Origin of the sequence: Streptomyces sp. ID05-39B, from assembly GCF_033794725.1 — a bacterium.
GTDB classification, from domain to species: Bacteria; Actinomycetota; Actinomycetes; order Streptomycetales; family Streptomycetaceae; genus Streptomyces; species Streptomyces bobili.
On record NZ_JARGEF010000144.1, the window covers coordinates 1 to 20,671 of the forward strand.

Here is a 20,671-nt window from a genome sequence, read left to right on the forward strand (position 1 = left end):
GGTGCGGTGTGGGCCGGGAGCCGGCGGGCCGGGGTCTCGGTGTGCCGGCTTTCCTACGCCCTGTCCCGGTGGGCGAACGCCGCGCGCAGTTCCGGTTCGGCCGCCGCGTGGACGCCACGGACGGCTATGGAGGTCAGGTAGGCGCGGTCGTCGGCCGCGGCCGGGGCATGCCGGGTCAGGGCGGCCAGCAGGCGCTGTCCCGCGGGGGAGGCCCAGTGCGAGTAGGGGTGCGCCTCGATGCGGGCGAGGGCCAGGCAGCTCAGGGTGAGGGCCAGGGGCAGCCCGAACCATGCGGCCATGAGGACGCGCGGCATGTCCGAGGGGGCCGGCATCAGCAGGGCCGCCGCCCCCAGCGTGAGGACGGTCCAAGCGGCCCCGCGCACCTGCCGGACGCCCGCCGCCACCGTCGTACGGGTGCCGTCGGGTACCGCGAGGCCGGCGCCGACCAGGCGGTCGGCGAGTCCGCGGACCGCGTCGGCGGCCGCCGCGGCGGCCCGCACCGGAGCGATCCTGGACTGTCCCCCGGGGCCGATTGCTCCTATGACGGACCGTTCCATCTCGTCGCGCCCGCGCGGGTCCACCACCGTCGCCCAGCCGGTGTGGGCGAGCAGCAGCCGCCGCTGCCGGGCCATGGACACCAGGGTCAGCTCGGCGACCCGGCCGGGACCGCCGGACAGGAACGCCGCCTCGTACAACGTCAGGTCGTGGCCCTGGCCCGCGTCCGCGTCGACGGACGCAGAACGGACGGCGGCCAGGCACAGCCGGCTGCACGCGACACCGGCGACGGCCCAGGCCGGCAACAGGAGAAGGACCCAGAACATGCCGTGTTTCTATGCCAGAAACGCAGGAAAACGCTACGCCTTGTTCACTATCCGGACCCGGTGTCGTGGATATGTGACGTTCCGTTTGTCTTCGTCCGGACGCGAACGCGAACGCGGACGTGGACGTGGACGTGGACGCGGTCACGGACCGGACGCGGACGGATCAGGAGCCGTCGGCCGAGGGGGGACCGGTCGCGGCCGGCGGGAGCGGGTAACTCGGGTCCGGTGAGGGCGCCAGCGGCACGACCGCGCCGGGGTCGGCGACGGGACCCGGCGGGGCGGGGGAGCGGGTGACCGGCGGTGTGCTGCCGGCCACGAGGTCCCTGGCCAGACCGGCGAAGTCGACGTAACCGGTTGCCTCCAGGACCTTGATGTGGTCCAGGACAGTGGTGTTGGCGTCGTCGGCGAGGTCACGGACCAGCGCGTTCTGTGTGCCGGCCCGGACCTGGGCGACAAGGGAGAACACCCGGCCGTGCGCCAGCCGCAGGATGTTGGCGAACTCGCGGTCAAAGTCCTCCCCCTGTGCCCCGTCCAGCGTCCTCAGCCAGTCCTGCTGCTGGTCGGTGGGGTCGTTCGGCAGCGCGAGCCCGAGCTGTGCGGCGACCGTGCGCACCCGCTCGTCCAGGAAGGCGTGCCCCTCGACCAGGTGCCGCCCCGCCGTCCGTACGGCCTCGGTCGTGCCCTTGGCCTGTGCCTGCCGGCCGGCCGGCAGTTCCCACAGCCCGGCCAGCCGCACCTTCGTGACGAAGTCGCGGTCGGGCCCGGACAGCGGCCCGTACTGGGTCGCCACGGTCTCCGCGTTCAGTACGTCGACGCCGGTGCCGGACCGGTCCTCGTACGACCAGAGCGGGAAGACCAGCGCGACGAGCGTCGCCGTCAGGCCGACGACGATGAGCCCGGTGCCATTGAAGATGCCTCTGCCCTGGATCGGGGGGCGCGGTCGGGGTCGCATGGTGCCTCCTGCTCACGGCACCGCACGCTCGTGCTTCGGGTGCGGGGTGCGGAGTTGGCATATTACTGCGGCGCCGGGGCCAACTGCCGTACGGGGGCGAAGCGTTGCATCTCGGGCATCTAGGGGTGAATGGGTGGGGAAGGGTAGGTGGCAAAGAGGGGGAAACCGTCGAGAAATCGGTTGCTGAGACGGGCGGCCGAACCTGGTGTTAACCCCGGCACACTGGAGCCCCACCGATCGGGGCGGCGGGTTCTATCGATCGCCGCTCGGTCACCGTTCGGGCACCGCCCGATCGCTGCCCCGTGGTTGCCCCGGTGGTCGCCCGTGGTGGCCCAGGCGTCGCCGGTCAACGCCCGATCAGTGATCGGCCCACCTGGCCCACCCGTCCCAGCCGGGACAGCGGCCTCGGCGCCGGGCCCGAGCGGTCCAGCCACCAGCGCCGCAGTTCGCGCCGGGCCCGCCCCTCCGCCAACTGCCCGCCGAGCAGCAGTCGCTCGGCGAAGTCCAGCGCGTCCTGCCGGTAACCGCCACGCATCGGGTGCCCCTGGGCGTACGTGACGAACGCGGCCCGGTAGCCCGTGCCGAGGATCAGCGGCAGCTCCGGGGCCAGCTTCGCCACCACGTCCGCCCGCTTCGCGGCCAGCGCGCGGGCCTGCACGCCGAGCCGTACCCGGTCGAAGCCCTCAGGGACGGGCGTCCCGGCGACCAGCGCGGACAGCAGAGCGGCCTGGGTGACCCCGAGCCGCTGCCGTGCGGCGTCACCGGCGACGGCCGGCCCCTCGCACTCCCCGTCGGCGCCCGTGGCCGCCGCCTCGGGGGCGGACTCTCCTTCCTGGGCCCCGCGCTGCCGTGCTCCGGCCTCCACCGCCTCCCGGATCACTTCCAGCTCCCGCTCCAGCTCGGCCGGTTCGGGGAAGTTCTCGTCCCGCTCCAGCAGCACGCCGGGCGGGGCGACGCGGGAGGTGAGGTCGGTCAGGATGTCGAGGACGGGGCGCGGCACCGGATGCGCGTGGCTGTCGTGCCAGACGCCGTCCCGTTCGAAGCCGCCCGCGACATGGACGTACGCGATGGCTTCCAGGGGCAGCTCCGCGAGTGCCTTGGCGGGGTCCTCGCCGCGGTTGACGTGATTGGTGTGCAGGTTGGCCACGTCGATGAGCAGCCGCACGCCGGTGCGGTCGGCCAGCTCGTACAGGAACTGCCCCTCCGTCATCTCCTCGCCGGGCCAGGCGATGAGTGCCGCGATGTTCTCCACGGCGAGTGGCACGGGCAGGGACTCCTGCGCGATGCGCACGTTCTCGCACAGCACGTCCAGCGCGTCCCGGGTGCGTGGCACGGGCAGCAGATGGCCGGCCTCCAGCCGCGGGGTGGCGGTCAGCGGGCCGCCCGCCCGGACGAACGCGATGTGCTCGGTCACCAGGGGCGAGCCCAGTGCCTCGGCCCGCTCGGCGAGCGCGGTCAGCCGCTCCGCGTCGGGCCGGTCGGCGCCGCCGAGGCCGAGCGAGACGCCGTGCGGGACGACAGTGACCCCGCGTTCACGCAGCCGCAGCAGGGACTCGGGGAGGTGACCGGGGCAGATGTTCTCGGCCACGGCCTCGACCCAGTCGATGCCCGGCATGCGTTCCACGGCGTCCGCCATCTCCGGCCGCCAGCCGATTCCCGTACCGAGCAGCGTCATGGTCCCCTCCTTCTTCGCCGGCCCCCTGCGTGGTGACGGGGATATGACCCCGCCGGCCGGGCCCGAACCGCCGACAGCGCTCCTTCAGAGCAACATTTGAGGTTTCGGCCGCGCACACCGCACGGCTCGCCCGGCCCCTGGAGGTACGCGCGGCGGGCCCGCCCGGTTCAGAGAAACGGCGCAGAAAGGGAAGGAAAGGGAAGGAAACAGAGGAAACGCGGGGCGCGGCAGCAGCGGCGACGGACGGACCGGCGGTCAGTACTCCAGTTCCGGGCGCAGCGGGCCGCCGACCGTGTGCAGGTGTCGCAGGACCTGGGCGTAGGAGTCGACGAGCCCGGTCTCGTGGTAGGCGACGCCGTGCCGGGCGCAGAACGCGCGCACGAGCCCCTGGGCATGGCGCAGGCTGGGCCGCGGCATGGACGGGAACAGGTGGTGTTCGATCTGGTAGTTCAGCCCGCCGAGCGCGAGGTCGGTGATCCGGCCGCCACGGATGTTGCGCGAGGTCAGTACCTGCCGGCGCAGGAAGTCGATCTTGTCGTCCTTGCCGAAGATGGGCATGCCCTTGTGGTTGGGGGCGAAGGAGCACCCCATGTACAGCCCGAACAGTCCCTGGTGCACCAGGAGGAAGCACACGGCCTGGAGGGGGGACAGAACCAGGAAGAGGGCGGCCAGATAGCCACCGACATGCGCCGTGAGCAGTCCCGCACCGACCAGCCTGGTCCTCCCCGAGGTCGCGGTGCCGCCGCGCTCGAACAGTGCCCGTACGCCGGCCACGTGCAGGGCGAGTCCTTCCAGGAGCAGCATCGGGAAGAACAGCCAGGCCTGCTGACGGGCCAGCCAGGCGTACGCTCCGCGGCGCACGCGGGCCTGGTCCTGGGTGAAGGCGATCGCGCCGTCGGCGATGTCGGGGTCACGGTCGACGTGGTTGGGGTGGGAGTGGTGACGGTTGTGCTTGGCGATCCACCAGCCGTAGCTGAGGCCGATCAGCAGGTCGGCGTGCAGGTGGCCGAGCAGGCTGTTGACGCGTTTGGAGGCGGCGATCTGGTGGTGTCCGGCGTCGTGCCCGATGAACCCGGTCTGGGTGAACATCACCGCGAGGAAGGCGGCGGTCACCAGCTGCCACCACGACTGCCCGATCAGGGCGAACGCGGTCCAGCCGACGGCCAGCAGGAGCAGGTTCGCGCCGACCTTGACGAAGTAGTAGCCGGGCCGCCGCTCGAGCAGCCCGCTCTGTTTCACCTCGCGGGAGAGCGAGGCGTAGTCGCTGCCCCGGCCGACGGGAGGGGGTTTGGTCATCTCGGCTTGCCCTGCCGGACCGCCCCGGTGACCGATGCCGTGGTGCGCAGCGGTCGCGGGGGTCACAGCGGTCACTGAGGTCACAGGGGTCACATCGGCTACGGAGGCGGTTGCGGTCGTCCCGGATGTCACGGAGTTCGCGGAGTTCACGGAGTTCACGGCGTGTCCTTTCGGCGTTGGAGCAGGAGGTGGAGGAGCGCTGCCTGCGGCGCGGGCCCGGCCTTGCGACGGGGAGCCCTCATGCGGCGCCGACCTGGCGAATGCGCACTCGCGCGATCCCGGTCCGCCGGCCACCGGCCGTCGAAGAGAACCCCCGAAACGGCGAAGCGCCCGCTGTCAGAACTCCGCGGGCGCTGTCACGTCGCACACTTCAACCACAGCCACTGCTTCCAACGTACGGGGCACGGGGAACGTTCCCGGCCGTCGGGTCAGGACGGACGCGACCGGTCGGCCACAGGCCCGGAGGGGAGTACGGTTGCGGCACCGAGCGCACTTCGCGTGCCGTCATCCAAGACGGCGTCGCCCTCGGGGAACGGCAAGGCTGCCGGAGCACTTCGCGTCCGGCCGGAAAGAGCCGCACGATGCCCCCTGGCCTGTTCTGACGCGCTGTCTTCCGAATGCCGTTTCCGCGCCCCGCGGTAACGGATTTCCTTAGTTTCCGGGGCGTTGGGAGACATTCCGGCGCCGCGCCTCCTGCACGTCCCGAACCGATCAAGAGGATGTAGGGAGCATGTATTCACAGGAATCGATCTCCGGTCGCCGACGCGGCCGTCCCGAACCGACCGCCGAGACGCTCTCCGGACTGGCGTGCCTCATCTGCGCCACCGACTACCGCTCCGCGTCGGCCCCGGAGGCGGTGGTGGTGTCCGACCGCGGCGGCAGGCCACTGCTCGCCTGCCGGGGGACCTGCGCACGCATGGCGGGCGGATCGGTCGACGGTCTCGACGTGACACCCCTCCCGCTGGACGAGCGCGTACGCAGGCACCAGGACGCCGCTCACCGGGACACCCCGCACGAGGACACCCCGCACGAGGACACCCGTCACCCGGGCGACCCTTCCTGACCCGGAACCCCGGCAGCCGTGACCCGCACGACAAGAACCCCATGATGAGGAAGCGCATGAGCCTGTTGAGCCTCGGAGTACTCGCCTCCTCCCGCAAGGAGAACGAGTTCCGGCTGCCCCTGCACCCCGCTCACCTCCACCGGATCGCCCCCGACGTACGCGAGAGAATCTTCCTCGAACAGGGCTACGGCGAACGGTTCGGTGTCGCCGACGACGCCCTGCTGCCGCTCGTGGCCGGACTGCGCTCCCGCGAGCGGCTCATCGCCGAGTGCGACGTACTGCTGCTGCCCAAACCCCTGCACGAAGACGCCGCGGAGCTGCGCGAGGGCCAGGTGCTGTGGGGATGGCCGCACTGCGTGCAGGACGAGAAGATGACGCAGATCGGCATCGACCGACGGCTGACCCTGATCGCCTGGGAGGCCATGAACCACTGGACCTCCACCGGCGCCTTCAGCGTCCACGTCTTCCACAAGAACAACGAGCTGGCCGGTTACTGCTCGGTGCTGCACGCCCTGCAGCTCGGCGGGGTGACCGGCAGCTACGGGCGTCGCCTGCGGGCCGTGGTCATCAGCTTCGGCGCCACGGCGCGCGGAGCGGTCACGGGCCTGGGCGCCATGGGCGTCTCGGACGTCACGGTCCTCACCCAGCGCGCCGCGGCGGCCGTGGCGTCGCCGATGCCGTCGGTGGTGATGGGCCACTTCGCCGAGGACGAAGACGACCCCTCGCGCCTGCGGGCGTTCACCGCGGCCGGTTCCGTGCCGCTGGCGGAGTACCTGGCCGGGTTCGACATCATCGTCAACTGTGTCCTCCAGGACACCGACGCCCCGCTCACGTTCGTCACCGAGGAGGAACTGGCCCTGTTCCGGCCGGGCACCTTCTTCGTCGACGTCGCCTGCGACGAGGGCATGGGCTTCGCCTGGGCCCGGCCGACGACCTTCGGCGACCCGATGCCCACGGTCGGGCGGGACTGCCACTACTACGCGGTGGACCACAGCCCGTCCCACCTGTGGAACTCCGCCACCTGGGAGATCAGCGAGGCGCTCCTGCCCTACCTCCGCAAGGTCATGCGCGGCCCCGCGGCGTGGGAGGCCGACGCCACGGTCAGCAAGGCCATCGAGATCCGCGACGGCGTCGTCATGAACCCGAAGATCCTGTCCTTCCAGAACCGCACAGCCGCCTACCCGCACGCCGCCGAGCCGCCGGCCCCGCCCGCCACACCGGCGACGAAGCCCTCCGCCCAGCCGGCCTGACGACCCTGCGGAGGTGACCGGCCCCGGTCACCTCCGCGATAGCCCCGGACAAGCCCCGAAAAGGGCTCCGCGGGGCCCCGAGTTTCACCGGGAGCGCAGCGCCGGGTGCTCCGCGACCACCGTGCAGCTGCCCGGCGCGATCTCGGTGAACCCCGCGTCCCGCACCAGCGGCAACCCGCTCGCGGTCAGCTCACGCCAGCGCTCGGGGCCCGCGGTGCGCACGGCCAGCGGGAAGCCCGCCGCGCGCCACGCCGACCGCTCCGCGTCGGACAGCTCCCACCAGGCGAGCTGCGCGCCGTGCCCGGCCTGCGCCATGGCCTTGCCCGCCGACATCTCCACCTCGGGGCTCATCCACAGCACCGGTATGCCCGGATCGGCCGTCGGCGGCTCCTCGGGGTCGTCGAGATCGGTCCCCGACACCTGGAGCTTCGCCAGCTCCTTCGGCCACCCGTCCAACGGCACCGGCGGGAACACCCGCACCTGTGCCGCCTTCCCGGTCACGGTGATCCCGGGCAGCTCCCCTGCCCGCCGCCACTCGGCCCCACGGGCCCGCCGTACGACCTTGCGGATCCGGGCGTCCTGCCAGTCGCGCACGGTCCGCGCCCACTCTCCGTCCCCGAGGGCCCGCTCGTCGCTCAGCAGCACGAGCACGGCCCGAGCCGCGGTCTCGAGCGCGTCGGTACGGCCGGGAGGGTCGGCCTTCTCCAACCGGACGACGAGGGGAAGGACGTACTGGGGCGCCTCATCACGCGGATGCGGCTCGGTCTGGAACGGGCTCTCACTCACTCGGCGCAGGGTACTGGACCCACACAGGCCCGGACCGGCCGCCGGTCAGCCCGAGCAGGCCGTCCGCTGAGCCTCCTGCCACTCGCACACCGGGCACATCGTGATCCCCTTGTACGACTCCGGGTACTCCGTCGGCTTCCGGCACAGTACGCACTCCGCGTACGGCGGCCCCTCGGCCCTGGGCGGCCTGGTCGCGTCGATCAGACAGTAGGCGGTTTCGCTGTCTTTGCTGTCGTCGCTCATGACTCCAGCGTACGAGAGTGGCGCGCCCCTCAGCGGTGGCTGCCCGTGGCGCCGATCAGCTCGGAAACCTTGACGAACCGGTAGCCCCGGCGGCGCAGCTCGGGCACGATCGCGCGCACCGCCCGCTCGGTGACCGGGGCGGCGCTGCGCGTGCAGTGCATGACCACCACCGATCCCGGTTTCACGCCCTCCAGCACCTGCCGGGCCACGGCGTCCGCGTCGGTGGCGAAGGCGTCGCCGCTCACCACGTCCCACTGCACCACCGTGACCCCCGTGCCGCGCACCGCGCGCAGCGCCTGCCCGTCGTAACAGCCCCCGGGGAAACGGAAGTACGGCATCGCGTCCGGCACCCCGGCCTTACGGAAGGCCGCGTACGCCCGCTCCACGTCCGCCCGCATCGCGTCCCGCTCCACGGTCGGCAGGCCGTAGCAGTCGTCGGTGAAGGCGTAGTGGCTGTAGGAGTGGTTGGCGACCTCGAAGAGCGGGTCCCGGCCGATGGTGCGGGCCTGGACCGGGTACTCCTCGGCCCACCTGCCCGTCATGAACACGGTCGCCGGTACCTTCGACGCCCGCAGCGTGGCGATCAGCCCGGGATTGTCGAAGCGCTCACCGGCCGCGGCCCTCCCTCCCTGGCCGGCGGTCATGTCGGCGTCGAAGGTGAGGGCGACGGTCTTGTCGCCGGTGCGGGAGGCGTGCGCGAAGACGGGGGCCTGGCCCGCCGGTCCCGGCGCGAGCGTGGGCGGCCGGGACACGGCGGGCGAGGGCTGGGCGGGGGCCTGGCGGGCTGCCCGGGGCGCGGGCGCCCCGGCCGTGCCGCAGGCGGCGAGCACGGCACCGAGGACACCGACGCCGAGGGCACTGACGGCGAGGGCACTGACGGCGGCGAGGCGGCGTACGGGAGGGATCACCGTATGAAGCTATGAGCGGTGAACGCCTCTTGTGTGTTGATATGTGCGCGCCTCGTGCCGCGTTCACCCACCCGGGTCACCAGGGGCTGTCACCGGCCCCGGCCGGCGGAGCCGGCACCGACCCTTGCACCGGCCTACCGGCGCCAGGGGCCCGTCACCGCGAACGTCGTTCCCGGCGTATAGCAGTTGACGTACATCGTCCGGCCGTCCGGGGAGAAGGCGACGCCGGCGAACTCGCCCCACTCCGGCTCCTCGGGCGTACCGATGTTCTGCCGCCCGCGCGCCATCGCGTACACCTCGCCGCCCCGCGTCACGCCGTAGACGTGCTGGGCGCCGTTGCCGTCCTCGCAGACCATCAGGCCGCCGCTGGGAGCGAGGCAGATGTTGTCCGGGGACTCGCCCGGCAGCTGTACGTCCGTGTCCGGGCCGAAGACGATCACCAGCGTCAGCCGGCGGCGGGCCGGGTCGTACCGCCAGATCTGGCCGAAGTGGTCGGCCGCAGAGCCTTCCGTCCCGCGCGCGAACGACGACACGAAGTACACGCACCGCCCGCCCCAGTAGCAGCCCTCCAGCTTCTGGGCGTGCGTGACGCCCCTGCGGCCGAAGTCCTGGAGCCTGATCGGCGTCCCGGCGGCCAGCGGGTCCGGTACGTCGACCCACTCGACGCCCTCGAAGCTCGCGCCCGTCTCCTGGACCGACGACAGGTCCGGTACGCCCGGCACGCGCATCGCCTGGAGCCGGCCACCCGCGCGCAGCGAACCCACGCCGCCCAGCGGCTTCTCCGGGAGGAAGCGGTAGAACAGGCCGAAGGGCCTGAGGAAGGCGTCCTCCGTCTCGTAGACGATCCCCAGGTGCGGGTCGACGGCGATCGCCTCGTGCTGGAAGCGGCCCATCGCGGTCAGTGGGACCGCCCCGGTGCGGCGCGGGTCGGACGGGTCCACCTCGAAGATGAAACCGTGGTCCTTGGTGTAGCCGTTGGTGCCGGCCTTGTCCTCGTTCTCCTCGCAGGTCAGCCAGGTGTGCCAGGGGGTGGGCCCACCCGCGCAGTTGACGGCCGTACCGGCGATCGCGACCCGCTCGGCGAGCACCCGGTTGTCCGGGTCCAGCGTCAGGGCCGTACAGCCGCCCTTGCCGGCCGGGTCGTAGGTCAGGCCCCCGACGGTGGGGACGGGGAGCGCGGCGTTGTGCCGGTTCTCGTGATTGCGGACGAGGTGGACGCGTCCGTGGCGGCCGGGCAGGGCCGTCATGCCGTCGTGGTTGGAGGGGACGGGGCCCTCCCCGGAGCGCAGCGGGTCGCCCTCTCGGGACAGGACCCGGTAGCGGAAACCTTTCGGCAGGTCGAGCAGGCCGTGCGGGTCGGGGACCAGTGGGCCATAGCCGCTGTGACCGTTCTGGGTGGCGAGGTTCTGGGCGGCGGTGGCCGTATCCGGGAAAAGTTCGGACAGGGCCCCGGAGAAGGCGATGCCCGCTCCCAGGGCACCGGTGCGGGCGAGGATCTGACGACGGGTCGCGGACATGGGGTGACCTTCCTGCTGGCGGACAGGGACGGTGACCCCGCCGTGTCTATCACCCGGCGCCCGCCTCGGGAACCACGCGCGTAGCTCGTGTCACTGGTTCATCGGTGGGGGCGGAGGGGACGGAGGTGGGGATGGCGGTGGAGATGGTGGCGTTGAGGAGCGCTGTTGGTTTCGTGGTTGCGGTTGCCCTTGTTGCTGAAGCTGGGGCTGTTGCTGGGCGCGTTCCAGGAAGCGCAGCAGTTCCACCGGGAAGGGCAGCACGAGGGTCGAGTTCTTCTCGGCGGCCACCGCCACCACCGTCTGGAGGAGCCGGAGTTGGAGCGCGGAGGGAGTGTCCTCCATCTGCTGGGCCGCCTCGGCGAGCTTCTTCGACGCCTGGAGTTCCGCGTCCGCGTTGATGATCCGGGCCCGCCGCTCACGATCGGCCTCGGCCTGACGGGCCATCGAACGCTTCATCGTGTCGGGCAGCGACACATCCTTGATCTCCACCCGGTCGATCTGCACGCCCCAGCCCACCGCCGGACTGTCGATCATCAGCTCCAGGCCCTGGTTGAGCTTCTCCCTGTCGGACAGAAGATCGTCCAGCTCGCTCTTGCCGATGATCGACCGCAGTGAGGTCTGCGCCATCTGCGAGACGGCGAAGCGGTAGTCCTCGACGTTGACGATCGCCGCCGCCGGGTCCACGACCCGGAAGTAGACGACCGCGTCGACCCGCACGGTCACGTTGTCGCGGGTGATGCCCTCCTGCGCGGGCACGGGCATCGTCACGATCTGGAGATTGACCTTGCGCATCCGGTCGATGCCGGGGACCACCATGGTGAAGCCGGGCCTGCGTACCTCGCCGGCGACCCGGCCGAGCCGGAAGACCACCCCACGCTCGTACTGCTTGACCACCCGCGCGGCCGCCAGCACATACGCGCATCCTGCGGCGCCGACCGCCGCGGCCGCAGACAGCAGATCCTCGACCATGACGACCTCCTCCAGGAGAGGCCCGAAACGCCTTTCCTGCAAAGATATGCCGCCGTCGGGTCCGGGGCCACGGGGTGTGCGCGGCTGCGTACGGCTGTGCTGTCCACGGCTGTGCTGCGTACGGCTGTGCTGCGTACGGGTGTGGTGCCGAGACTGGCGGTGGGCAGGGGAAAGTTCTCCGGAACCGCTTCGGCGGCCTTTCCCCGGGATTGGCGGCGCGCTTTTCGTAAGCGTTTGCCGAGACGTTTCCGGAAGTTTTTTCCGATGTGGGTTGCCGAAAACGCTTCCTGACGTGTTTCCCGAACCGTTGCGGGAAGCATTTTCCCCACGGGCTTCAGCAAGTGCGGTCGTAATCGGTTTCCGTGTGCCGTGCTGCAATCCTGTCGGAAGCGGTTTCCGGATGACTGCGCCGGAATTCCGTCGAAATCGGTTTCCGCACGCCTGTCGCGAGCCTCGCCGAAACCCTTCCGGAAACTTTGCCGGGCGCCTTGCGGAAACCTTGCAGGGCGCCTTTGCGGAAAAGGCCGTTCCCGAAGCCGTTTCCGAAATTCGTTGCCGAAGGCCGCTGCCGGAAGACTTGCGGCAGCGCCCTGCCGGAGGGTCCTGCCCAAGGGCCCCACCGAAGGGTCCTGCGCAAGGGCCCCACCGGAGGGCCCTGCCGACCTGTTCCCGGCAAGGCCCAACCCCCGTCGCCTACGCGGCCGTGGTGACCCGTACCGGTTCGGTACCCGCGTCGCTGTGCCGTTCGGCCCAGTTCTCCAGCGCGGTCCGGCAGGCGTGGTCGAGGTGGTGCAGTCCGGAGAGGTCCAGTTCGACGGGGCGGTCCTGCGGCAAGGCCTCCAGGCTGTCCAGGATCTTCGGCAGCCGGAGGAAGGTCGCGTTGCCCGACAGGTACGCCTGGACGGGTCCTGCGCCCTTGTCGACGATCTCCATCTTGATGTGGGAGGCCTCCCAGGCGGTTTTGACGATCGCCAGCGCCAGGCCGATGAGCACACCCTCGAACATGCTGACCGCGACGATCGACACCGCTGTGACGACCAGGATGAGCGCCTCGCCGCGGTGTTCGCGCCACAGCGACACGAGTCCGCGGACCGGGACGAGCTTGGCTCCCGCGTGGACGAGGATGCCCGCGAGGGCCGGGATCGGTATGTAGGCGAGCACGTTGGGCAGGAGGGCCGCGAAGAGCAGCAGCCAGACGCCGTGCAGTACCCGGGACGCCTTGGTGCGGGCGCCCGCCTGGACGTTGGCCGCGCTGCGCACGATCACCGCGGTCATCGGCAGGGCGCCGAGCGCACCGCAGACGGCGTTGCCCGCGCCCTGCGCCAGCAGTTCCTTGTCGTACTCGGTGCGTGGTCCGTCGTGCAGCCGGTCCACCGCCGCCGCGCTGAACAGCGACTCGGCGGACGCGATCAGGGTGAAGGCGACGACGGTGCCGAGCAGGCCGACGTTCGCCGGCTCGCCGAAGGCGTCGAGGGAGGGCGGCTGGATCGAGCCGAGCAGGCCGTGGACCTCGACGGTGGCCACGGGCAGGTCGAGCACCAGGGCGGCGAGCGTGGCGAGGGCGACCGCGGCGAGCGGGCCGGGCACCGTGCGCACCTTCGCCGGCAACCGCTTCCACAGCACGAGGACGGCCACGGTGCCGGTGCCGACGGCGAGCGAGGCGAGCGCCCCGGTGGCGCCGAAGGCGTCCACGAGAGCCTCCGGCAGCCCCGTGATCTTCGCCAGGCCGGATTCGGGGGCCTTGGTGCCGATCAGTGAGTAGAGCTGTCCCGCGATCAGCACCAGGCCGATCCCGGCCAGCATGCCTTCGACGACGGAGACGGAGATGGCCCGGAAGTAGCGCCCCAGTCTGAAGGCGCCCATCGCGATCTGGAGCACGCCGGTGGCGAGCACGAGCACACCGAGGGCGGGCAGCCCGAACTCCCGTACCGCTTCGAAGACCAGCACGGTCAGACCGGCCGCCGGGCCGGACACCTGGAGGCTGCTGCCCCGCATCAGGCCGGTGACGAGGCCGCCGACGATGCCGGTGACGAGTCCGAGTTCGGCCGGCACTCCGGAGGCCACGGCCACGCCGACGCACAGCGGCAGCGCGACCAGGAAGACGACGAGGGAAGCGGCGAAGTCCTGCTTGAGGTGGGGGAACTTGGTCATCGGGGTCCTCACAGGGCCTCGAAGGAGTCGGTGTCCACGCGGTGTTCGCGTACGGCACCGGTGTGCACCTCGTAGTACCAGCCGCGGACCCGCAGCCGGCCGTCCGTCAGCCGCTTGTCCACGCAGGGGTAGGAGCGCAGCCGCAGCAGCTGGGCGAGGACGTGGTGCTGCACCGCCCGTGCGACGGTCGGATCGCCGGCGTCGGCGGGTTCGGCGGCGGTGGGTTCGTCCGCGGCGTGCGCGAGCCAGGCGCGCACGGCGGGGACGGAGTCGAGGTCGTCGCCGCGCACGAGGGCGCCGACGGCGCCGCAGTGGGAGTGACCGCAGACGACCACGTCCCGGACGCCGAGCACCTCCACCGCGTACTCGATGGTGGCGGCCTCGCCGGTCGGGGATTCGGAGACGTAGGGGGGAACGATGTTTCCCGCGGTGCGCAGCTCGAACAGCTGGCCGGGGCGGGCGCCCGTGATCAGGGCGGGGACCACCCGTGAGTCGGAGCAGGTGATGAACAGGACCTCGGGGGACTGGCCGTCTGCGAGCTCGGCGAACTCCTCAGGGCGCTGTCCGAACGTGCGGGCGTTGTCGATGAGGGGCTGCATGCGTGGTGATTCCTCCTGGCGCGCCGTGGGGGCGCGTCGGACGGGCAGGACAGGTGGGGGACTGTTGCTCTGCGCCGCTCTCAGCAGCGGAAGACCTGAAGTGCCGCCGGAGCGTGGGCCGTCGAGGATCTCGACCAGTGCCGGTGATGGCCGGCCCGGTGGGCGGGGTGGTGCCCGGACGCCTGGTTCTGGACGGACCGGTCGCGCTCGGGCTGCTGGGGCGCCGGTGCGGCCGTGACGGTGGTGCGGTGCCGGTCGCGGGTGCCCAAGGGGTCGAAGGGTTCCTCGGACCGGCCGCAGGGGCGGGCGCTGAGGATCTCGTCGCGCGCGGGCTTGGCGGAGGGCTTGATCCCGGGCTGGGCCTTGGCCTCGATATGACGGGCCGTGTGCGCTTGTGCGAAGGAAGACGTGAGTGCGAAGAACGGGAGCGCGAGCAGGGTTGCGGCGACGAGTGACACCAGGGTCCGGGTCGTCCCACCTCGGAACATGCGCCCTCCTCCCGACACCTCACGCTTCTAGTCCGGACCAACGGTTGGTCAACCACGGGTCAAGAAACACGTTAACCCTGCGAAGTTGTTTGCAGGGTTAACGCGGCGTTTCGAGAGGAAGTGCGCCTCAAAACGGCGGGTCGGGTGGCGCGAACCGGCCCTTACCGGCGGTCGTATGACGCTCAGACAGGCTCGACGAGTCCCTTGGCGTCGCGGGCCAGCGCGGTGAGGCGGGAGATCGCCCGGAAGTACTTCTTGCGGTAACCGCCGTTCAGCATCTCCTCGCTGAACAGGCGGTCGAACGGCAGTCCGGAGGCCAGCACCGGGACCTCGCGGTCGTAGAGCCGGTCGGCGAGGACGACCAGGCGCAGGGCCGTCGACTGGTCGGGAACCGGCTGGACGTCGGTGAGGCAGACCGCTTTCAGGCCATCGGTCAGCGCGCCGTATCGGCTGGGGTGGACCCGGGCGAGGTGGTCGAGGAGATGCGGGAAGTCGTCGAGCGAGGAGCCGGCGGTGGCGTACGCCGCCTTGGTGACCTGTTCCTCGGAGTACGGTGCCGGCGCCTCGGGCAGGCCGCGGTGGCGGTAGTCCTCGCCGTCGATGCGCAGGGCACGGAAGTGCGCGGACAGGCCCTGGATCTCGCGCAGGAAGTCGGCCGACGCGAACCGGCCCTCGCCGAGCTTGCCCGGCAGGGTGTTGGAGGTGGCCGCGAGGGCGACGCCCGCCTCGACCAGCTTGCCGAGCAGCGTCGAGACCAGGACGGTGTCGCCGGGGTCGTCCAGTTCGAACTCGTCGATGCACAGCAGCCGGTGCCCGGAGAGGGTCCGCACCGTCTGCTGGAAGCCGAGGGCGCCCACCAGGTTCGTCAGCTCGACGAACGTGCCGAACGCCTTGAGCGCGGGCTCGGCCGGGGTGGCGTGCCACAGGGAGGCCAGCAGGTGGGTCTTGCCTACGCCGTACCCGCCGTCCAGGTAGACGCCGCGCGGGCCGGCCGGGAGCTTCGGCGCCTTCGCCCGGCCGAAGCCGAGGAACCCCCGTCTGGCGGTACCGACGGCGTGCGCCCCGCCGAGCCCCGCGGCGAAGTCCTCCAGGACCCCCACCGCCTGGACCTGGCTGGGCTGGTTCGGATCCGGGATGTACGTGCTGAAGCGCACCGAGTCGAACCGGGGCGGCGGCACCATCTCCGCGACCAGCCGGTCCGCGGGGACACGCGGCTCACGGGTGCAGAGGGATACGGGGGCCACGTCGGCTATCGGTTCGAGGCCGGGGGCGGGCTGGGAGGACGACACGGTTCCCCATGGTAAGCGCCGTGCCAGACTGCCAGGCATGCGACGGCTGTTCCCTGTGACCGACGAGACAGTGACCGACGAGACAGTGACCGACCGGACGGCGGCCGACGCGGCGCCGGCCGGCCTTGGGGACGAGGGGGGTGGTGCGCGGCGGGCCCATGGGCGCAGCCCCGGCGGGCACGAGTGGACCCTCGACGAGATCGCCGACGCCTACGCCTATCCGGAGCGCCGGTTCGGCGAGCCCGTGGCCTGGCTGCGCGCCAACATGGTCTCCACCCTCGACGGGGCCGCCCAGCACGAGGGACGCTCCCAGCCCATCTCCAGCGCGACCGACATGCGGGTCTTCGGCACGCTGCGGGCGCTCGCCGATGTGGTGATCGTCGGCGCCCAGACCGTACGGCAGGAGCAGTACCGTCCGGCCCGCGCGCGTGCGGAGTTCGCGGAGCGGCGGGAGGCGGCCGGGCAGGGCGCCGCCCCGGCGATCGCGATCGTCAGCGCCAGCCTGGACCTGGACTTCTCGCTGCCCCTCTTCACCTCCCCGCTCGTTCCCACGCTGATCCTGACCGGCGCGGCGGCGGCCCCCGACCGGGTCGCGGCGGCCGAGAAGGCGGGCGCCCACGTGGTGATCGCCGGCGACGGCATGGGCGTCGAGCCCGCGCGGGCCGTCCGGGCCCTCGCCGGCCTCGGACACACCCGGCTGCTCACCGAGGGCGGCCCCCGGCTGCTCGGGCAGCTGGTCGCCGCCGGGGTGCTCGACGAGCTGTGCCTGACCGTCTCCCCGATGCTCGCGGCGGGCGGCGCGCAGCGGATCGCGGGCGGACCGGCGGTCGCGGTTCCGCAACGGTTCGCACTGGTGTCCCTGCTCGAGGAGGACGGGTTCCTCTACAGCCGGTACGGGCGGGCCTGATGTACCAGGTGGCAGGGGGTGTGAGGCGGTGCGGCCGGGGGAAGGCGGGGGCGACACCCCGAGAAGCCGAATTCGGCGGAATCTTCCGTTCCGGTTAGCTTCGGGTGGGCAGACTAGGACACGCAGACCCCGTGCGAACGCGGGGAAGGATGGTTTCCGCAGGGCCTTGACGGCCCACGGAGGACTGAGGGCCACGGGGGTCCTCGAAGGAGAATGAGGCGCTGGTGTTCACAAGCGTTTTGATGATCGAGAAGGCCCTGACGTCCGCCGACGTGGAGTTCGTCACCACTTTGCACGGTGACGAGCCGGTCTCCTTCCACGTACTGCTCCAGCCTCGCGGCGATCAGGCGGACCGCTTGTTGCGGGCCATCGACGACGTCGCGCTCGGCGAGCTGGACGAGGCGGCGAAGGAGCGCGAGACGCCCGAGGGCGAGGAGGCCAAGGGGTTCGGGGTCCGGGCCCTGGACGTGTCCCTCCAGGCGCTGCACGCCGCCGGCAGCGAGGCGGTGGGACGGCTGGTGGAGGACCACCCGCTGGACGCGCTCAAGGCACTCGTCGAGGAGACCGGCGCGGACGAGGTGATCGTCCTGACCGATCCGCACTACGTGGAGGAGTTCTTCCACCGCGACTGGGCGTCGCGGGCCCGGCACAAGGTGGGGGTGCCGGTGCTGAAACTCTTCTCGCACAGCAAGGTGTGACCGCGGGCCGGCTGCCGCTGGCTGGGGGTGCGCTGTAGCGCGGTGAGGGTGGTGGTGGGGGTGGTTCGGGCGTCCGGCGGTCATGTGTGGCCGGTCGCGCGGTTCCCCGCGCCCCTGAGGCCGGCTGTGGTGGGCCTTGCGGGATGGCAGGGGCCGGGGGCGACGCCGTGACCCTGGGTCGGCCAGGGGTGCCGTGCGCAATAAGGTGGGGGCGTCACCGTCGTACCGCATCTGGGAGAGACACGCATGGCACCCGGCCTTCCTACCGCCATGGACCGACCGCACTTCATCGGGATCGGCGGGGCCGGGATGTCCGGGATCGCCAAGATCCTGGCCCAGCGCGGGGCCAAGGTGGCCGGCAGCGACGCCAGGGAGTCGGCGACCGCCGAGGCGCTGCGCGCGCTGGGGGCGACCGTCCACATCGGGCACGCCGCCGGGCACCTGGCCGACGACGCGAGCTGTGTGGTCGTGTCGTCGGCGATCCGCGCGGACAACCCGGAGCTGGCCCGCGCCGCGGAGCTGGGCATCGAGGTGGTCCACCGCTCGGACGCCCTCGCCCGGCTGATGGACGGCCTGCGGCCGATCGCCGTCGCCGGCACGCACGGAAAGACCACCACGACCTCCATGCTGGCGGTCTCCCTGTCCGAGCTGGGCCTGAACCCCTCGTACGCCATCGGCGGCGACCTGGACGAGCCCGGTTCCAACGCGCTGCACGGCGAAGGCGAGATCTTCGTCGCCGAGGCCGACGAGTCGGACCGCAGCTTCCACAAGTACGCCCCCGAGGTCGCCATCGTCCTCAACGTGGAGCTGGACCACCACGCCAACTACGCGTCGATGGACGAGATCTACGAGTCCTTCGAGACGTTCGCCGGGAAGATCGTGCCGGGCGGCACACTGGTGATCTCCGCCGACCAGAAGGGCGCGCGGGAGCTGACCCGGCGGGTCGAGGGCGTGCGGGTGGTGACGTACGGGGAGGCCGAGGACGCCGACGTGCGGGTGCTGTCCGTCGTGGCGCAGGGGCTGAAGAGCGAGGTCGGTGTGCTGCTGGACGGGCAGGAGCTGACCTTCACGGTCTCCGTGCCCGGCCGCCACTACGCGCACAACGCCGTCGCCGCGCTGGTGGCCGGAGTCGCCCTCGGCGTGCCCGCCGCCGGGCTGGCGCCCGCGCTCGCCGCGTACACCGGCGTCAAGCGCCGCCTCCAGCTCAAGGGCGAGGCGGCCGGAGTGCAGGTCATCGACTCCTACGCACACCACCCGACCGAGATGACGGCCGACCTGGAGGCGATGCGCGCCGCCGCGGGGGACGCCCGCATCCTCGTCGTCTTCCAGCCGCACCTGTTCTCCCGGACCCAGGAACTGGGCCAGGAGATGGGGCAGGCGCTGGCCCTCGCCGACGGCTCCGTGGTGCTCGACATCTACCCGGCCCGCGAGGACCCGATCCCCGGTGTGACCAGCGAGCTGATCATCGACGCGGGGCGGGCCGCGGGCGCCGCGGTGACGCCGGTGCACGACAAGGACGAGGTGGCGTCGGTGATCGCGGGAATGGCCGGGCCGGGTGATCTGGTTCTCACCATGGGCGCGGGTGACGTGACGGACCTGGGCCCGCGCATCCTGGACCGTCTCGCACAGAAGTAGACGGCAGCAACACCAGCAGAGGGGTTGGCCACCATGTCGTACGACGTCGAGAAGCCCGACGAGCAGTGGCGGGCGGAGCTGACCCCGGCCGAGTACGCCGTACTGCGCCAGGCCGGGACCGAGCCCGCGTTCGTCGGGGAGTACACGGACACGAAGACGACCGGCGTCTACTCCTGCCGGGCCTGCGGCGCCGAACTCTTCACCTCGGACACCAAGTTCGAGTCCCACTGCGGGTGGCCGTCCTTCTTCGATCCGAAGGACACCGACGCGGTGGAGCTGATCGACGACCGCTCGCACGCAATGGTGCGGACGGAGGTGCGCTGTGCGCGCTGCGGCTCGCACCTCGGCCATGTGTTCGAGGGGGAGGGGTATGCCACCCCCACCGACCAGCGGTACTGCATCAACAGCATCTCGCTGCGGCTGACGCCGACCGAGGGCTGAGACGCCCGCGAGGCGCCCCCGCCCCTCACAGCGCCTTCCGCTGCACGAGCGCCGACAGCACCAGCATCCCCGGCAGCAGCGGGAGCCAGACCGTCAGGACGCGGTAGCCGATGACGGTGGCCGTGGCGAGGGCGAGGGGCGTGCCGGAGCCGGCCAGGGTGAGGACCAGGGCCGCGTCGACGGGGCCGATGCCGCCGGGGGCCGGGACCGCGCCCGCGGCGGTGCTGGCGGCCAGGAACGCGAACACCAGCTGCGGCCAGGACAGCGGGACGCCCAGCGCGGTGCCGACCGAGGCGAGGACACAGGCCTGGAGCAGCGGGGCAGCCATCGCCCCGCCCCACAGCGGGAGGAAGCGGCCGGGCCGGGTGTGCAGCTGCCGGGCGTCGGTGAGGGCGGTACGGACGAAGTCCAGTGCCGGCCGGCGCAGGGGCCGTACCAGCGTCAGGACGACCGCGGCCGCAGCCGGCGCGAGCAGGATGCCCCCGACGGCCAGCAGCAGGGTCCGTCCGTCCGGGAGGACCGTGACGGGCGGTACGGCCGTGGGGGCGGCGAGTACGAAGACCAGCAGCAGCGGGGTCTTCGCCAGCGCTCTGACCAGGGAGTACAGGGCGATCGAGGCGCTCGCGCGGGCGAGCGGGACGCCTTGGCGCAGGAGGAAGCGGACGGTGACCGCGTGCGCGCCGATGCTCGCCGGCAGGAGGTGGTTCGCGGCACCCGCGGCGATCTGGGAGGCCAGCAGCAGACCCTTGGGCAGCCGGTCGGTGACCGCGCCCTGGCGGACGCAGGCGGCGGCGACCCAGCCCAGGCAGGTGAAGACGAGTCCGGCCAGCAGCCACCAGGGGTCGGCGGCGGTGAGGCGGGCGGCACCGTCGCGGACGGCGTTCCAGTCGAGGGCCGCCCAGATCCCGAGCAGCAGGAGCGGCAGCAGGCTCAGGAGGTGGCGGGCGGTGGCGGAGCCCAGGGCACGGCGGGCGGCCGAGGCG

Annotated in this window: 20 protein-coding genes; 6 read left to right on the forward strand and 14 right to left on the reverse strand. The window is 71.9% G+C overall.

Features of this window, described 5'->3' with window-relative positions; genetic code table 11:
* Positions 1–53: 53 nt before the first annotated feature.
* The 4 genes from P1P75_RS26550 to P1P75_RS26565 all read right to left on the reverse strand — a co-directional run bounded on the left by P1P75_RS26550 (position 54) and on the right by P1P75_RS26565 (position 4,744).
* Positions 54–821 (reverse strand): TIGR04222 domain-containing membrane protein, encoded by a 768-nt coding sequence (locus P1P75_RS26550; RefSeq protein ID WP_319259748.1) that lies wholly within the window; start codon positions 819–821, stop codon positions 54–56.
* Between the two features lie 163 nt (positions 822–984).
* Positions 985–1,773 (reverse strand): DUF4142 domain-containing protein, encoded by a 789-nt coding sequence (locus P1P75_RS26555; protein WP_319259750.1) that lies wholly within the window; start codon positions 1,771–1,773, stop codon positions 985–987.
* A 346-nt stretch (positions 1,774–2,119) separates the two neighbouring features.
* Positions 2,120–3,448: a DUF692 domain-containing protein gene (locus tag P1P75_RS26560; RefSeq protein WP_319259753.1), complete on the reverse strand. Its 1,329-nt coding sequence runs from the start codon at positions 3,446–3,448 to the stop codon at positions 2,120–2,122.
* A 255-nt stretch (positions 3,449–3,703) separates the two neighbouring features.
* A complete protein-coding gene (locus P1P75_RS26565) occupies positions 3,704–4,744 on the reverse strand; it encodes an acyl-CoA desaturase (RefSeq protein WP_319259756.1) in 1,041 nt (346 codons plus the stop codon).
* Between the two features lie 730 nt (positions 4,745–5,474).
* On the opposite strand from P1P75_RS26565, the gene P1P75_RS26570 reads away from it, so the two are divergent.
* Both P1P75_RS26570 and P1P75_RS26575 read left to right on the forward strand, forming a co-directional pair.
* Complete coding sequence (locus P1P75_RS26570; protein ID WP_319259759.1) at positions 5,475–5,807, forward strand: hypothetical protein; 333 nt, start codon at positions 5,475–5,477, stop codon at positions 5,805–5,807.
* Between the two features lie 56 nt (positions 5,808–5,863).
* A complete protein-coding gene (locus P1P75_RS26575) occupies positions 5,864–7,057 on the forward strand; it encodes a N(5)-(carboxyethyl)ornithine synthase (protein ID WP_319259762.1) in 1,194 nt (397 codons plus the stop codon).
* An 84-nt stretch (positions 7,058–7,141) separates the two neighbouring features.
* Here the strand turns inward: P1P75_RS26575 and P1P75_RS26580 are convergent, their stop codons facing one another.
* The 9 genes from P1P75_RS26580 to zapE all read right to left on the reverse strand — a co-directional run bounded on the left by P1P75_RS26580 (position 7,142) and on the right by zapE (position 16,007).
* Complete coding sequence (locus P1P75_RS26580; protein ID WP_319259794.1) at positions 7,142–7,852, reverse strand: peptidyl-tRNA hydrolase; 711 nt, start codon at positions 7,850–7,852, stop codon at positions 7,142–7,144.
* A gap of 36 nt (positions 7,853–7,888) precedes the next feature.
* Positions 7,889–8,086 (reverse strand): hypothetical protein, encoded by a 198-nt coding sequence (locus P1P75_RS26585; protein ID WP_319259765.1) that lies wholly within the window; start codon positions 8,084–8,086, stop codon positions 7,889–7,891.
* A 29-nt stretch (positions 8,087–8,115) separates the two neighbouring features.
* The gene (locus P1P75_RS26590; RefSeq protein WP_319259796.1) at positions 8,116–8,916 is read right to left on the reverse strand and encodes a polysaccharide deacetylase family protein; all 801 of its coding nucleotides are present in this window, start codon (positions 8,914–8,916) and stop codon (positions 8,116–8,118) included.
* A gap of 212 nt (positions 8,917–9,128) precedes the next feature.
* Positions 9,129–10,511: a PhoX family protein gene (locus tag P1P75_RS26595; protein WP_319259767.1), complete on the reverse strand. Its 1,383-nt coding sequence runs from the start codon at positions 10,509–10,511 to the stop codon at positions 9,129–9,131.
* A 90-nt stretch (positions 10,512–10,601) separates the two neighbouring features.
* Positions 10,602–11,480: a slipin family protein gene (locus tag P1P75_RS26600; protein ID WP_319259770.1), complete on the reverse strand. Its 879-nt coding sequence runs from the start codon at positions 11,478–11,480 to the stop codon at positions 10,602–10,604.
* A gap of 693 nt (positions 11,481–12,173) precedes the next feature.
* Positions 12,174–13,631 carry a SulP family inorganic anion transporter gene (locus P1P75_RS26605; RefSeq protein ID WP_319259773.1) on the reverse strand — a complete coding sequence of 486 codons (1,458 nt, stop codon included), beginning with the start codon at positions 13,629–13,631 and terminating at the stop codon, positions 12,174–12,176.
* Positions 13,632–13,639: 8 nt separating this feature from the next.
* Positions 13,640–14,230 (reverse strand): carbonic anhydrase, encoded by a 591-nt coding sequence (locus tag P1P75_RS26610; protein ID WP_319259776.1) that lies wholly within the window; start codon positions 14,228–14,230, stop codon positions 13,640–13,642.
* A gap of 80 nt (positions 14,231–14,310) precedes the next feature.
* Entirely contained in the window at positions 14,311–14,718 is a 408-nt protein-coding gene (locus P1P75_RS26615; protein WP_319259778.1) for a hypothetical protein, read from the reverse strand.
* Between the two features lie 182 nt (positions 14,719–14,900).
* Positions 14,901–16,007, reverse strand: a complete 1,107-nt coding sequence (gene zapE / locus P1P75_RS26620) for a cell division protein ZapE (protein ID WP_319259781.1) — start codon at positions 16,005–16,007, stop codon at positions 14,901–14,903.
* A 37-nt stretch (positions 16,008–16,044) separates the two neighbouring features.
* On the opposite strand from zapE, the gene P1P75_RS26625 reads away from it, so the two are divergent.
* The 4 genes from P1P75_RS26625 to msrB all read left to right on the forward strand — a co-directional run bounded on the left by P1P75_RS26625 (position 16,045) and on the right by msrB (position 19,688).
* Positions 16,045–16,914: a pyrimidine reductase family protein gene (locus tag P1P75_RS26625; RefSeq protein WP_319259784.1), complete on the forward strand. Its 870-nt coding sequence runs from the start codon at positions 16,045–16,047 to the stop codon at positions 16,912–16,914.
* Positions 16,915–17,138: 224 nt separating this feature from the next.
* Positions 17,139–17,612 carry an indole-3-glycerol phosphate synthase gene (locus tag P1P75_RS26630; protein ID WP_190046453.1) on the forward strand — a complete coding sequence of 158 codons (474 nt, stop codon included), beginning with the start codon at positions 17,139–17,141 and terminating at the stop codon, positions 17,610–17,612.
* A gap of 246 nt (positions 17,613–17,858) precedes the next feature.
* Positions 17,859–19,247, forward strand: coding sequence for a UDP-N-acetylmuramate--L-alanine ligase (gene murC / locus P1P75_RS26635; protein WP_319259788.1), 1,389 nt, complete (start codon positions 17,859–17,861; stop codon positions 19,245–19,247).
* A 33-nt stretch (positions 19,248–19,280) separates the two neighbouring features.
* A complete protein-coding gene (gene msrB, locus P1P75_RS26640) occupies positions 19,281–19,688 on the forward strand; it encodes a peptide-methionine (R)-S-oxide reductase MsrB (protein WP_319259791.1) in 408 nt (135 codons plus the stop codon).
* Between the two features lie 25 nt (positions 19,689–19,713).
* Here the strand turns inward: msrB and P1P75_RS26645 are convergent, their stop codons facing one another.
* Positions 19,714–20,649, reverse strand: coding sequence for a lysylphosphatidylglycerol synthase transmembrane domain-containing protein (locus P1P75_RS26645; protein WP_319259799.1), 936 nt, complete (start codon positions 20,647–20,649; stop codon positions 19,714–19,716).
* Between the last annotated feature and the right edge of the window lie 22 nt (positions 20,650–20,671).

Bases quoted from the DNA above. Each gene is read 5' to 3' on its own strand.
- P1P75_RS26550 (WP_319259748.1), bottom strand. From the start codon at position 821: ATGTTCTGGGTCCTTCTCCTGTTGCCGGCCTGGGCCGTCGCCGGTGTC.
- P1P75_RS26555 (WP_319259750.1), bottom strand. From the start codon at position 1,773: ATGCGACCCCGACCGCGCCCCCCGATCCAGGGCAGAGGCATCTTCAAT.
- P1P75_RS26560 (WP_319259753.1), bottom strand. From the start codon at position 3,448: ATGACGCTGCTCGGTACGGGAATCGGCTGGCGGCCGGAGATGGCGGAC.
- P1P75_RS26565 (WP_319259756.1), bottom strand. From the start codon at position 4,744: ATGACCAAACCCCCTCCCGTCGGCCGGGGCAGCGACTACGCCTCGCTC.
- P1P75_RS26570 (WP_319259759.1), top strand. From the start codon at position 5,475: ATGTATTCACAGGAATCGATCTCCGGTCGCCGACGCGGCCGTCCCGAA.
- P1P75_RS26575 (WP_319259762.1), top strand. From the start codon at position 5,864: ATGAGCCTGTTGAGCCTCGGAGTACTCGCCTCCTCCCGCAAGGAGAAC.
- P1P75_RS26585 (WP_319259765.1), bottom strand. From the start codon at position 8,086: ATGAGCGACGACAGCAAAGACAGCGAAACCGCCTACTGTCTGATCGAC.
- P1P75_RS26595 (WP_319259767.1), bottom strand. From the start codon at position 10,511: ATGTCCGCGACCCGTCGTCAGATCCTCGCCCGCACCGGTGCCCTGGGA.
- P1P75_RS26600 (WP_319259770.1), bottom strand. From the start codon at position 11,480: ATGGTCGAGGATCTGCTGTCTGCGGCCGCGGCGGTCGGCGCCGCAGGA.
- P1P75_RS26605 (WP_319259773.1), bottom strand. From the start codon at position 13,631: ATGACCAAGTTCCCCCACCTCAAGCAGGACTTCGCCGCTTCCCTCGTC.
- P1P75_RS26610 (WP_319259776.1), bottom strand. From the start codon at position 14,230: ATGCAGCCCCTCATCGACAACGCCCGCACGTTCGGACAGCGCCCTGAG.
- P1P75_RS26615 (WP_319259778.1), bottom strand. From the start codon at position 14,718: ATGTTCCGAGGTGGGACGACCCGGACCCTGGTGTCACTCGTCGCCGCA.
- P1P75_RS26625 (WP_319259784.1), top strand. From the start codon at position 16,045: ATGCGACGGCTGTTCCCTGTGACCGACGAGACAGTGACCGACGAGACA.
- murC (WP_319259788.1), top strand. From the start codon at position 17,859: ATGGCACCCGGCCTTCCTACCGCCATGGACCGACCGCACTTCATCGGG.
- msrB (WP_319259791.1), top strand. From the start codon at position 19,281: ATGTCGTACGACGTCGAGAAGCCCGACGAGCAGTGGCGGGCGGAGCTG.